The organism is Bacillus sp. AR4-2, assembly GCF_008274865.1.
Taxonomy (GTDB): domain Bacteria; phylum Bacillota; class Bacilli; order Bacillales; family Bacillaceae_G; genus Bacillus_A; species Bacillus_A cereus.
Genome location: NZ_CP031063.1, coordinates 1 through 13,076, shown reverse-complemented (window position 1 = coordinate 13,076; position 13,076 = coordinate 1). Strand labels below are relative to the sequence as shown.

Below are 13,076 nucleotides of genomic sequence, written 5' to 3'. Positions count from 1 at the left end.
CGGACTTCTCAAATATGAAATAATGCATATCCAGTACGTAAAGGGGTTCTACCAACAAAACGCGAATTTCGTACGCTAAGGAATTATTAGGTGTCTTTTTTTAACATATCGATTAATAAAACAAATTATAAAAATAATTTGTTATACTTCCATGTACCCTAGCTGATATAATGTATAAGGCAATTATTGGTTAATTAAAGGTACATATATATTAGGAGGTACATAAACCATGATAGAGTTAGTTACGGCGTTTTTCTTACTAATTCTCCATTCCATTGTTTATCTCTTTTCAAGTGGAGAAACTAAGCAAATAGCAAAAAAACATATAAAAGAAATTCTTAATAGTCCTGATGGAATAATAATATTAGTCTTTGCTGCGGCACTTTTAATCGGGGGGATATATTTATTAACATTATGATTTCAGATATCTTAGCTTAAAACGTATAAGGAAATTAATAGCGCACATATTAGGGAGGTACATAAGTCATGATAGATATAACCACGTCATTCTTTTTATTTGTTACATATTCTATTCGTTATCTATTTTCAACAGGCGAAAATAGGAAACAAGCAAAAACAGATTTAAGGGAATTTTGGGCTGATACTGACGGACAAATATTATTGGGTGCTGCTATGGGGCTGGTGATAATAATTTTTGGTTATTGGTTTATGACGCAAATAACTGTTTAATTAAAAAGAAAATCATTAAGCTAAGAAACATCCGTCAATTAAAAACAAAAAGTCGATTCCCTTAATGTATAGAAAATCGAATTTTTCTGCTTTTTTATTTTATAAAGAAAAAAGCCCATGCGGGGCTAGATACTTTTCTTCATGCCGCATTTACGGCATTCTCTTAAATAGATGAAATCTTTAACGGAACTTTTGAATGCGGTATTTCCGCAATAATCACAGCGACCGCTGATTTTGTCAGGATGCTCTGTGTATGTGTATATCTTGCTTAGATCGTACTTTTGTTCAGGTTGTTTATTCTCCATTAGTTTCACCTACATATCAATCTGAATTAAAACAGCTTAACCATAATAACATGAAGTGTTCACATAGTGGATGCTTTTTATTTTGCAAAAAGAACCCGCTGAAGTTCGGGTTCTTTCAGAAGTGATGATGTATTCTCGGCTCGGGAACTGAGAAAATACAAAAATATAATATATCGAGTTTTATAGAATTTCAATACTTATAGAAAAAAAGGAATCCCGAAAGATCCCTTTTTAATTCCGATGTATCTTAAACACATATAAGTAAAGACGTAAATTATTATATATCAATAAAAATATATTAGCAATAAATATTTAAGGATTATCATAAGGGGAAATTAACCAAGTTACTTTCTATTAGGGGCACCATATCATTCTGGACGTACAGAAAATACTTGAAATGTGTCTAAACGTACAATTTTCTTTTTTTGATATGGTGACTCCTACAAGAATTCAGTTATTTTTATTTAAGGTCAGAAATATTACCAGACCAAGAACCCCACTCACAATTTACCCAATCGTCTTCATTTAATGTAACCTTTCGATAACCTTTTAATGCAACCCCATACTTTCCATTTGGTTTTTCTTCAACTCCAAGAACTAAGTGACGCCCTTCAACAGAATGATCAAATACTCTTATTTGTATCATATCTCCTTTTTTTATTGCAGGGGCATGCTTCCGTAAATAAATCATATCATCATTGTCCGTATAAACTTCCACTACACCACCGCATTTTGGACAACGCCAATCTCGTACCATTTTATGTACAATGAAATCGTCTTTAGCTAAAACTTCGTCACAAACATTACAAACATAATGCTCAAAATTATATTCACAACATAAACTCACAACAATCGCTCCATTTCTCTCAAAAAATTTATCAACTAAATTATCTCACAAATAACAACAAAATAATAATATATTCAGTTTTTATATAATATGTATTTAGGATTTTACCAATAATGCAAAAAAGAACCGTCAATGCCTGTCAGCAAAAGACGGTTCTCAAAAATAAATGCGTTAACATTCAACTATTTATCTCTTAATTTATCACTTATTCCTTTTCCTAGCTCTGTTTCAATAAGTAGATGCGATACTCCTCGAAATACCTCGTATAAATTTGTAGTAACAACTTTAAAATCCTGATTTAATTGATTATTAGGAATACCATTTGGTACATAACTTTTAATATAGTTTTTTAAAGCTAGTTCTGCCCTGCTAATAGCTGTACATTCCTCCAAAGAAAAATACTTTTGCCAATCCTCTCGGAGTTGTAAATTGCTAGGAAGTTTTTTTAAATCTTCTTCCGTATCAGTTTCTCTAGATACAGCTATAATCTGAACAAATATTAAAATTATATGATGTGTAATATCTCCCCTAATGGCTACCTTTAAATGATCCCCCTGTTGTTTCTGATCATCTAAAGCTGCCTTTGCTAAAGCAGCAGAATCCTTTGCAGCTGCCGCCGCATCACTAGCAGCCTTAGCCGCAAGTTTATTCGCCTGCCAAATTAAACAACTAAAAATTCCCGTTACTAACACACCTAACGCACTAACGACCAGGCTAAATAAACTTATTGTATTGTCTGCCATTGAATAACTTCCCCCACAACTACTTAAAAATTTAATTTCGCAATCATTCTCCACTTCTTAATTGCTTTCTTAACTTCCTGTTCCCGACATACAAATAGGCTTTCGTATCATATGTTTCGTGCTTAAAGTAAGAGTAACTACCCTTAAATATCGTTATTTGGCGCTTCTCAGTCTGCAACAACACCCAATATTTACTTTCATCCAACACAACGCCTGATACATTCTTACCGCTAGGAAAATAAACCGTAATTGTATCCCCCACAGAAAATACATACTCAGTAGGCTTTTTATAATCAGCTAGTTTCATTTCTTCTGTATAGAAATCGTTTGTTAAAAGTAATGGATCATGCTTTACATGTGCAATATAAGCTAAAGCACTCTTCATAATTATATAGAAATCCTCTTTTTCAGTTGTAACATAAAAAAGACAGTGACACCACATGCCTAGCAAGCTAAGCTTATTAGTTTAAATTGTTTCTCAAAAAGAATTTTTTTGTCTTTTATAGTGCTGTAATCAGCATGACAAATATAAAGTGATTTTCACAAAAAACATTTTTCTTCCCGCCCATTAGCTTTACAAGAAAAGCAGAGTCATTAAATATGATTCTGCTCTTAAAGTTATCTATATGTTCTAGTTTGTCTTTTCAAATTTCTTTGAAGTTTTTTTGCCACTCTCAAATTCTTTTTTCAAGAATGCTTCTTTATCTTTTACATTTTCTAATTCATTTTTGAATTCTTTCCACTTCGTGTCATTTGAATTTGATGTACCAATGTATACTGCCGAAAACCCCTTTTCAGTAGGTGCCAAAATATAATACTCAAACTCATTTAAAATAAGCCATGGATCTTTTTTAGTCATTTTTTCTTTTAATGAGATTGATACTACTGAATACGAACCACCCTTATATTCCATTGGCTCAACTTTATAAAGGGCTTCATGATTTCGATATCCTTTAACTTGCCATTCGTTTTCATTTGTAATTTTAACAAAATTGTCCTGATTATCCTTATAAGTGTCACCCTTTTTATAAGGAACTGAAGAAGTTCCACACCCTGCAAGTAATACTATGACAGACATAAATAAAGCTAATAAAAACTTAATTCTTTTAAACATATTATCTACACCCCATTTCACTCACGTTAAATATATTAACATATTAACATATAAACATTTAAGTCTACACTATCTTTATAATGCTTTACTACCCAGATATTATCACTTATAAATATCCTATAACTGTTATATTAGGGGTAAAAAACAAGTAAAGGCGGTTACACATAAACTGTACAACAAGAAAAAGCCAAAAGGCGTGTTGTTTGTAGGAAATGTAAATCTGATCAAATAGTCGGTAATAAGCGAGGTTATAATTTTATTCCTTGTGGTTGTTGCTCTTGTATCTTTATTTTTCTTTGCTGCTTCTCTTGATCATTCTCCAAATTCTCCGTTTCTTATATTGAGTGGCCCAGCTATACTTGTTGGCCATTTTATTATAGCTTTAGGATTATCTATAACGGCATTCAGTGGGTTTATTGGTAGAAAGAACACTGTCAATGGTTGCGTGAATTGCGGACATACATGGATGCCTAAAAAATAAAGCATTAAAAGCCAAAGAAACAGTCAATAAAAAACTGTCCCTTTGGCTTTCTTGTATTATCAAATCATTCCTAAGAATGTAGTAATCAACTAATAGCATTTTTCTTTTTTATATTAGTTATGATACTCCATCACCATCAATCTAAAATTTTAAAAAGGCCATTTTTTATTTTCCGGGTTCCAATTGATTCCCTCATCAATTTTTTCGAAAGGATTGTTCCCAACTATATTCATATATTCAATAGAGGCCAAATTAAATTTTTGAATAGCTTCTAATCTAGCTTTCTCATCTCTTTGATTTACCGCTTTATCAATTAACATACCTATATCTCTAAAATAATTACCCCATCTGATTAATCTTTTTCCATAATCATTGTCTTCTTTTGGGTTAATATATTTATCTAGTTTGATTTTCTGTAAGTTCTTAACATCTTTTGGTTCTCTCAAATCCAAATGCGGATATGGGGTTTTAACATTTAAGTTATGATATGAATACTCCATTAAGCCTACAGCTGCATTTAAAGCTATATTATCTCTAACAATATTATCTGCCCTATTCACGGCCCCTATAGCAGCTGTATGACTCCAAATTATTTTTCCATCTTTAGCAAAATCTTTAGCAATTTCCTCTAATGTTTCTCTTCTCATGTCTTTATAAATTTCGATTAATTTATCACTTTCTTTTTTTGCTTTTTCGTAATCTTCCTCACTTGGATTTTCAGTCGTTTCTAATACTGTATTAAATAAACTATCTAGCGTTGTTTGAAAATCTTGTACTTTCTTCCACTTACTATGTTTCAATGTACTTATTTTTTCATTGTATTTTTGATTTAATCTTTTTACTCGATTGGAACTAACCTTTTGTAAAGATGTGCTTCCAGCATATTCAGAACTTTGAGCAGACTCCAATAAAGGAATCAAACCATCACCATTTATATGGTTTAGCACAATCTTATCTATAATATCTTCAATAACTTTATATTCTGAGTTTCGATCATGAGATATTGAATTATCAAAATCATTTTGTTTTCCCTCTATTTGCTTAGCAATAATCTCATCATCATTTTCTGGATACCAAGAATCTTCTACTGATTCTTCCTCGTTTGCTTCTGGCTTCTCTGCATTCTTATCCCATTTTGTTTGTTTACTGTCCTCTTTCATTAATTTTACAGGAATTTTACTTTCAATTTCTGCAATTATTTTCTCCTTATCGCCACTAAAAAAAATTACAGCTCCTATAATTACTACACTAAAAAATATAAATAAAAAAAACTTTTTCATATAGCACCTACCTTTATTTAATTATAATATATAAATTATAAGAAAAATATGCATTTTTAACCCATATAATATCCTAAACTGGTTAAATTGTAGTACCCATTAATTACTAGAAAATAGATTTTATAAACAGTTTCAAGAATCTAATTTTTTTTAGTTTAAAGACATATAAAAAAGTGGCACCCTTATCTTTTAAGGATTGCCACTTTTTAAGTTAAGATAATTAGAAAATATTGATGGTAGAACTAGCTATATGTAATCAACTCTATTTAAAAATAAGGTTATTTATCTATCTTTACAAATATTTCAGCTCTCTCTCCCTTAACCTTCTGTCCTCCATAAAGTTAAAAAAATTGCCATTATCCAATATAACCCCTCCTTTTTACTATATTGGTAAAAAATAACCAAAACGATAGATTAATATGTTATAATAAAAGAAATCTAAATCATTACCCCAAACAAAAGAGGATCTAAAACAGATCCTCTTTTTATTTGTATTAAATTGTTTCCCCGTGTGCGCCGTCATAATCACTATTCACTAACATTGATGGTGATGGATAATCTCCATAAGCAAACGCTTTATCACTTGAATTCAATCCAACTGATAAAAAGCCAATTAGTCCTAAACCTAATACAATTGCTACTATTTTCTTCATTACTTCAACGCCCCTTTTTCAATTTTCTTTTCTCTTGCTTGGTGATGTAAATAAAAATACTCGCTTGCTTTTACATGATTTTCTTGTTTATAAAAGCAAACTCCCAGCTTCTCTGTATATTCTTTTGTATACTCATAGAGTTCTTCTTTGTCGAAATATGAAATCCCTTCTAAAATCGTTTTTTCGATTCTTTCTGTAGAAATATTTAAGTTCATTTCATTAAGAATATTAAAATGATGCTTGTATAATTCATCATTATTTTGATTACAGATTTCCATTCCTTTTGTAACAAGTTCAGAAACCTTCTCTTCTTCTCCTAATTTATGATATTCACGCGCCAATAACAAAATCGCTTTGTAATGATTTGGCATGTTTTCTACAACTTCAGAAAGATGACGAATCGCTAACGAAGAAAGATTTTGGCTTGCATACAACCAACCAATGTTATTTCGAACCCGTAAAATCAATTCTGATGCTTCTTGTTTTTGAAGGATATCAATTGCAGATGTAAAATATTCTTCCGATTCTTCGTACTGCTCTAAATGTATACAAATGCCACCTAATAAATTTTTACACAGTCCCACATTAATTTCGCATCCTATTTGCTTTTTAAATAATTCTAATGCTTGGTTTCCGCGTTTAATAACTTCAAGTGGCTTATACGTATAATTATAAAATGCTGCTGTTCTATAATAAAATTCAGCAAGCTCAATTTCACTTGGAATAGACTCTATTAGCCTTTCTGCCTTTTCATAGTGTTCTCGAGCCTCCACGAAGCTTGAAATAGATGTGAGATGAATTCCTTTAAAAAAATGATAATAAAACATTAGAAAATTGTCCCTAGGCGTAAAAAGAGACTCTACCTCTTCGAAACCGTTTCTTGTAACCTCTAATCCATTTGTTAATACCTTGTACCGAAAGTCCAATAGAGAATAATACATTAATAGATTTTGATCATCTTTTATTTCATCTTTTCGTTCATTAATTTCTTTTTTCAAAGCTGCTGCTTCGTTAACTTTTTGGGAAATCATTAGATGATACCAGTCATTCAACATTTTAAACGTATTTTGGTTCGTAAAGATACTCGTGCTCAATTGATTCTCCTCCTTCTTCTTGACTCTCTATTGGTCTAAATATTACCATATTTCTGCAAACTAAATATTATTTTGCAGATTAAAGATTAAGTGAAAAATAAAAAACAGAATATTCAGTCTTTTAAAACGATAAAAATAGGTAATAACGTTTAATGCTAAGATAGAACTAATTTCTTAATTAACTTTTCATATTATTTCATAAAAAGAGGCATCCTAAGATGCCTCCCCCCGACTTAAACCACGCTCATGTAACATAAATTTATCCGTATTATCCCCTTGTAATACACGTAAATACATCCTATAAAACAGAGTCCTCTATATACACCAGATTGTTAGTTTACAAAATACAAGAGATTTGCGATCCGTATTAGATTGACGCCACATCTCCTCTAACCGTTGATATGTTACGTCTTTCAATAGAATCTGCTTTATAGAACGTATCCACTCTTTATATTTTACTACATGTAATATTTATTTGGTGTATTTTTCATAAATATGTATAATTACATAAAGTTTATGCGAAAAAGAAAGTATACTTTAGTATTGTGTAATAAAGATAAAACCCACCTACGGAAATAGGTGGGTTTTTAACACACATACAAAAAGGCACTCTTTCGAGTACCTTTTTTCTATTCTACTTTTAAATTAATTTCTTTACCTGTCATACCGCCACTAGCTTTTAAGAAAAGTCCTTCCGCATCTTTTGGTATATCAAAAACAATTTTACCTGTCTGTGTTAGACCAGGATTCAATTGTTTTAAGAAGAAGTCAGTTTTTCCACCGTTAGTTAAGTCAAAAGATGTTTGACCTTGTGTTGAATATGTAAATTCACGACCTTTATTATCTACCAATTTAAAGCTGTTAGCATCCACAGTAATAGCGTCTTTTTGATTATTAGTAAGTGTAACTTCTAAAATTTTAAAGACACCTTGCGCTTGTTCTTTTGTATATTCATTACCTACAGAATCTACTGTTTCCATAGACCCTACAGCAATTTTAACATCAGAAGATACACCTTCTTTTGATACTGCTTTCGTGTCTGTAGAAGTTTTTTCTGTTGAATCTCCGCCACCAGCAACCATAGCAATTATTCCGATTACAAATAAAACTATAATGCCTAAACATCCAAACTTAAATATTTTTCCCACGTTTGTTCCTCCAATTATATAAAATGTAATATTGAGATATTAATAATAACAAATTATAAATCTATTTATTGTCATATTATGTCGAAAGGAAATAAAAATATAGTTTAGAAATTTCAGACTTAACTCCTGTCCTATGACCTATTTTTTCACATATCTCAGCAATACCTCTTATTATTCATTTTCATCAGAACTACAATAAGAAGAATTATCATAACTTGATGAGTTTTCATTTTTATAACTAAAAGAATTGCTATAACAGGAACTACTATGTGAACTATCAGAACTTGAACTATAAGAGGAGTAACTATAGCTAGTTGAGCTATCAGAGCTATAATTACTGTCATAGTCCATTACATCATCATCCAAGTCTGAATCTAAAACAGTACCTGTTTTCGCTTTTTTCCCAACGGCCTTAAATCTATAGGAGGATCTTCTTTTTCGTGATGTTATTTTTTCTCCCTTAGCTAATTTCATTAGAGAATGTGAGTGGTTATTATCAGTCACTGCTATAACTCTAAATGCTCCCCAAAAAATTAAACGCATAATACATACTAAAAACCACATGCAAATTATAAATACTAAAACATATAAAGCAACGTTATAGATAATATTGTTTATTAAGTCTATTATTGTATCCTTGGAATTATTAAGCATAAAATAAATTACCACCTTTTCTATTTAGGTTTATATAAATCTAAATGGAATTACAAAATATCTTTCCAATTAAGCGAAAATATAAGTTAGACAAAAATTAACCGGTTCCCTATATGTTAAGGAACCGGTTATTAATATTACTTATTAATGGTGAAGAAATCGCTCTTTAAATGTTTGCCATGAATGTATGAGACTGCTACATATCTACCTGGCTCGTAAGCGTCTGTAATTTGAGTATCAAATACTACTTTACCCGCAATAGCAATTTCTTTATGGAAATTAATTGTTTTATAACGAGATAGATCTCCATTATCTGATACACGGAAAATTTTAACTTGGTCTTCACCAGCTACTAATCCAGCATCATCTACAAGGATTGTGAAATAGTCTTTTGTTTTGTAAGAGAAACTTAAAAGTTTTTTGTACTCAGCAGGCATTTTTTCAATAAATTCATTTAAGATATATGTGTTATTAATACCCCAGCTGTCATATGGTGCTACTGCATGTTTTACTGTGTCTGCTGATGCAGTAGGTGTATTGATTGTATCAACTGCTGTTAATCCCCCTAAAGCTAATGCTCCAACTAGAGCTAATTTTCCTAATTTCATTATTATTCCCCCTGCATTATATATAATTATAAAAATTTATAAAACCATATATAATAATACATTTACTTGCATTATTTTTCAAATATTTTCTAAAAAAGTTATAATTTTAAAATAAAAAGCATTCAGTTGAATGCCTTTTATTTTAAAATTATAAGATTGCTCGCACATTTACGACAAACAATCTTCGCTTCTTCAAAAATTAATAGATTTTCAGCATCACATTCTGGGCATACAACTGCAAATGGTGTTTGTATATTTTTATAGCAGAGAAAAGAAATGACTGCCAGGATTAGAGCAGGAATAAAAAGCATCATAATTAAGAATAGACCCGCACAAACACCTGTAATTATGGAAAGTGGCTTCATTAGTTTTCTTCCTAATGAGTTTACTTGACTATCCTTTTTACGAAAAGCAGTTACAGTGTAAGTTTCTTTTTCTCTTACCGGATCAAATACTTTTACCGTATTATAATCTGGTTCATTCATAGTGAAATAGGAAGTGTTTTGTCTAGGAAACTCTCGTTGTTTATAATAGTTGTTTGATTCTTCTATCCGTGGTTTATATGAAATTCCAGTGCCAGGCACATAAGTTGTAAATCTTAATTCATTTGGAACGGCTCTTACGTCCATGCCATTGTATGAAACATTTAGTCTTGTTCCAGGCGAAAATTGGATAATTCTACGAAACTTATAACCCATAATAATATATCCTCTCTGTATAATTAATAAACTTCTTTACTAATTATAACAAACATCTAATCAAAATATTAGTATATATGGTTGTAATAATTATCAAAAAGAGTGATAATGACTTTTTCCAAACTAAAATTTTATCCTGCTAATGCGTACTTCAAAATATACATTTGAAGTACGCATTAAACAATAACTTCGTTATAAGTAAGTAGTAATAAAAATCTAAAAGAAAAGCCCCTTATATACTATCTACTCATCGTTTCTTAATTGTTTTCTTAACTTTTTATTCCCCACATATAAATAAGCTTTTGTATCATACATCTCATGTTTAAAATATGAATAACTACCCTTAAAAACCGTTAGCTGACGTTTTTCAGTCTGTAACAGCACCCAATATTTACTTTCATCCAAAACAATACCCGATACATTTTTACCGCTAGGAAAATAAACCATAATTGTATCCCCTACAGAAAATACATATTCAGTAGGCTTTTTATAATTAGCTAATTTCATTTCCTCCGTATAGAAATCATTGGTTTCAAGTAACGGATCATGCTTCATATGTACAATATAAGATAGAGCACTCTTCATGATTGTATAATATTTCTCTTTTTCAGTTTTAACGTACAGATAATAGGCACCTTCAGATAATACAATCCCTTTTATCCCCTTACCATCTTTAAATACACAACCAATCTTTTCACCAATTTTAAATACAAATGAGGTTTTCTTGTCTCTTTCGCTAAACTTAGGAGATCTTTCTTCAACAGTTTGAAACTCTTCATGTCTTATATATTTTACTTCAGAAAAATTAACTGTCACTTGATAGGAACCGCTTGGGCCCTCCATATCAAGAACACAATAATACTCTTCTATTGATGTAATTTTCCCTTTTAATAAATCTTCATGATTAAGTAGCTTAATCTCAACATTAACTCCTCTCATAAATACATACGAGTGTCTATAACGTCCTCTACTATCACGATCTATAGAATAATTTTTACTCAAATAACACACCACCAATATTACAATTTTCTAGAAAACCAGTAACAATTTCACATACCATAATAAGAATAGAAACCTGTTAGTCTAAAAGTAAAAAATCACAAAGAAGAGAAATCTAAACTAGTAACCTCTAACGCTATAGCACAGTAACAAAAACATGTATCATAGATATAATATGTATTGGCAGAGTGGACAATTAAATTTAACCAGCTGGTAGCCCTTCCAATATGCTGTATAGTGTTTCTTCTTCCACCATAGCGCTACTAGTTTTTGCATGTTCTATTATGTTACTTATTTGAGGGAATATCCCCTGTAAGTAGTTTAAATAACTTTCTTTTCTTCTACCATTTTCTTTTAAAGCAAACGCAATTAAAATTCCAATTGTAGACAGTCCTGTTTTTGCACTTTTTCCTTTTCCCTTAACCACTTTATAGATTTTTGTACTCTTTCTTAGTACCGTATTTAAGGTACTTCGTGGGATATGAAGTGCTTCACACAGTTCTGACTGTGTAAAGTATAACACAGGTTTATTATTTGAATTCATAGATAAAAAAGAAATGATATCGGCTTCCCATTCGTGCCAGTGGCTCCGAACTCGATCCTTACGTTGTTTTTTATGTTTCTTCCAAAATGCTGAAGGCGCACGAAATACTGAATCTTTTCCATCTAATTCATATATTCGCACCAAACGATTTATGTAATCTTTATGTGCTGCTCGATATTTTCCAGAGTACGCAGACATTACAATTCCTCTGACTTCACTATGTTCCAATGGCTGCTCTAGATTACTATTAAACTGATCCATCAAGTCAATTGTGTCTTTAATAGCATACTGACTTTGAAAACATGCTAAAGAAAGGGTGAAAACCGCATTGTTTCGCCCTGCTTTCGTTTGTTTTGGAGATACATTTGTACAACTTATCACTCGTTTGAACCATAATTCATCCATTTGCTTCGGTTGCTCTACAGGAGCATTTTTAGCAAACGGACTTTCTATTATATTCTGGAATAGTTTATTTCCCTTGTTATCGTCTTGACGCTTGCTCCACTCTTGTAATTCCTTGAATGTATACACATTTTCCTTAAAGAACATTACAATATTTTGAACTGAAGGCATTCTGAAGAAACCAAAGTGATTGCATGTTAAATCCACGTTTGGTAAGCTCTCAGCGAACATTTCTCTTAAATTTTGAGAGACTCGTTTTGCTGATTTAATAGCTATATAATTATTATTATTTGTTACATATACAGCTTGATCTAACACATAATATACTTGATAACCTTTAGTTGTTTCAAGAATCATAGTAGGTACACCAAAACCTGCGTTTAGTGCCACATCATTAATTGCAGTCATAGGGAATGACTTTGAATCAATATCAATAACAAAACAGTTAATTTGCTGTAAATTCTTTTCTGTATGACCCACAACTGTACGAAGCCCCTTTTTGCTATACGTACCAAAATTATATACATTAGGTGTCCAGTGAGAAGCCTGTCCAATATGATCCAGTATAGCTTCTTCAGATGATAATACTATGCCACGAGTTCCAAACTTAGCGCTTAAATCTTCTTTCTTACGCGTAATAAAAATTGATCCTTTTTTATTCTTCTTCCCATTTAACACTTTACTTTCAAATTCCTCTTGATTTGCAATAGATACTAATCCAGCTTTCGAGTTTTTAGATTTATATTTTCGTAACCCTTTATGTAGTATTAATTCAATAGCTCTTTGCACTGTATTCATATTGAACCTCCTTTCCAC

At 31.1% G+C, this 13,076-nt stretch carries 15 protein-coding genes and 2 pseudogenes; 3 read left to right on the top strand and 14 right to left on the bottom strand.

The genetic code is table 11. The annotated features are described in order from the left end of the window. Positions 1-229 precede the first annotated feature (229 nt). Both DN399_RS27170 and DN399_RS27165 read left to right on the top strand, forming a co-directional pair. Positions 230-418: a hypothetical protein gene (locus DN399_RS27170; RefSeq protein ID WP_000571721.1), complete on the top strand. Its 189-nt coding sequence runs from the start codon at positions 230-232 to the stop codon at positions 416-418. Positions 419-486: 68 nt separating this feature from the next. Further along, on the top strand, positions 487-690 hold the full coding sequence (locus DN399_RS27165; protein WP_000565583.1) for a hypothetical protein: 204 nt from the start codon (positions 487-489) through the stop codon (positions 688-690). A gap of 125 nt (positions 691-815) precedes the next feature. On the opposite strand, the gene DN399_RS28525 is transcribed toward DN399_RS27165, so the two are convergent. The 5 genes and pseudogenes from DN399_RS28525 to DN399_RS27140 all read right to left on the bottom strand — a co-directional run bounded on the left by DN399_RS28525 (position 816) and on the right by DN399_RS27140 (position 3,699). Further along, on the bottom strand, positions 816-995 hold the full coding sequence (locus DN399_RS28525; RefSeq protein WP_079998859.1) for a DUF8096 family protein: 180 nt from the start codon (positions 993-995) through the stop codon (positions 816-818). Positions 996-1,455: 460 nt separating this feature from the next. Continuing rightward, positions 1,456-1,842 carry a hypothetical protein gene (locus tag DN399_RS28520; protein ID WP_000050570.1) on the bottom strand — a complete coding sequence of 129 codons (387 nt, stop codon included), beginning with the start codon at positions 1,840-1,842 and terminating at the stop codon, positions 1,456-1,458. Between the two features lie 182 nt (positions 1,843-2,024). After that, on the bottom strand, positions 2,025-2,585 hold the full coding sequence (locus DN399_RS27150; protein ID WP_149150138.1) for a hypothetical protein: 561 nt from the start codon (positions 2,583-2,585) through the stop codon (positions 2,025-2,027). Positions 2,586-2,628: 43 nt separating this feature from the next. After that, a pseudogene (locus tag DN399_RS27145) lies at positions 2,629-3,006 on the bottom strand (hypothetical protein); the annotation flags it as partial. Positions 3,007-3,216: 210 nt separating this feature from the next. After that, positions 3,217-3,699: a DUF5512 family protein gene (locus DN399_RS27140; RefSeq protein WP_000476336.1), complete on the bottom strand. Its 483-nt coding sequence runs from the start codon at positions 3,697-3,699 to the stop codon at positions 3,217-3,219. A gap of 228 nt (positions 3,700-3,927) precedes the next feature. On the opposite strand from DN399_RS27140, the pseudogene DN399_RS28805 reads away from it, so the two are divergent. Continuing rightward, positions 3,928-4,180, top strand: a pseudogene (locus DN399_RS28805) (hypothetical protein). A 149-nt stretch (positions 4,181-4,329) separates the two neighbouring features. On the opposite strand, the gene DN399_RS27130 reads toward DN399_RS28805, so the two are convergent. The 9 genes from DN399_RS27130 to repS form a co-directional block, all read right to left on the bottom strand. After that, positions 4,330-5,460: a hypothetical protein gene (locus DN399_RS27130; RefSeq protein ID WP_149150137.1), complete on the bottom strand. Its 1,131-nt coding sequence runs from the start codon at positions 5,458-5,460 to the stop codon at positions 4,330-4,332. Between the two features lie 494 nt (positions 5,461-5,954). Further along, positions 5,955-6,113 (bottom strand): Phr family secreted Rap phosphatase inhibitor, encoded by a 159-nt coding sequence (locus DN399_RS27125; protein WP_000724587.1) that lies wholly within the window; start codon positions 6,111-6,113, stop codon positions 5,955-5,957. Next, on the bottom strand, positions 6,113-7,207 hold the full coding sequence (locus DN399_RS27120; protein ID WP_149150136.1) for a response regulator aspartate phosphatase: 1,095 nt from the start codon (positions 7,205-7,207) through the stop codon (positions 6,113-6,115). Before DN399_RS27120 ends, DN399_RS27125 begins: the two co-directional genes overlap by 1 nt. A gap of 629 nt (positions 7,208-7,836) precedes the next feature. Continuing rightward, positions 7,837-8,355 (bottom strand): DUF4352 domain-containing protein, encoded by a 519-nt coding sequence (locus tag DN399_RS27115; RefSeq protein WP_000516010.1) that lies wholly within the window; start codon positions 8,353-8,355, stop codon positions 7,837-7,839. Positions 8,356-8,526: 171 nt separating this feature from the next. Then, the gene (locus DN399_RS27110) at positions 8,527-9,009 is read right to left on the bottom strand and encodes a hypothetical protein (RefSeq protein ID WP_149150135.1); all 483 of its coding nucleotides are present in this window, start codon (positions 9,007-9,009) and stop codon (positions 8,527-8,529) included. A gap of 137 nt (positions 9,010-9,146) precedes the next feature. Further along, positions 9,147-9,617: a DUF5065 family protein gene (locus tag DN399_RS27105; RefSeq protein ID WP_149150134.1), complete on the bottom strand. Its 471-nt coding sequence runs from the start codon at positions 9,615-9,617 to the stop codon at positions 9,147-9,149. A gap of 137 nt (positions 9,618-9,754) precedes the next feature. After that, a complete protein-coding gene (locus DN399_RS27100) occupies positions 9,755-10,315 on the bottom strand; it encodes a DUF4236 domain-containing protein (RefSeq protein WP_149150133.1) in 561 nt (186 codons plus the stop codon). A gap of 243 nt (positions 10,316-10,558) precedes the next feature. Next, positions 10,559-11,317, bottom strand: a complete 759-nt coding sequence (locus DN399_RS27095) for a hypothetical protein (protein WP_149150132.1) — start codon at positions 11,315-11,317, stop codon at positions 10,559-10,561. A 199-nt stretch (positions 11,318-11,516) separates the two neighbouring features. Continuing rightward, positions 11,517-13,058 carry a replication initiation protein RepS gene (gene repS, locus DN399_RS27090; protein WP_149150131.1) on the bottom strand — a complete coding sequence of 514 codons (1,542 nt, stop codon included), beginning with the start codon at positions 13,056-13,058 and terminating at the stop codon, positions 11,517-11,519. Positions 13,059-13,076: the final 18 nt, after the last annotated feature.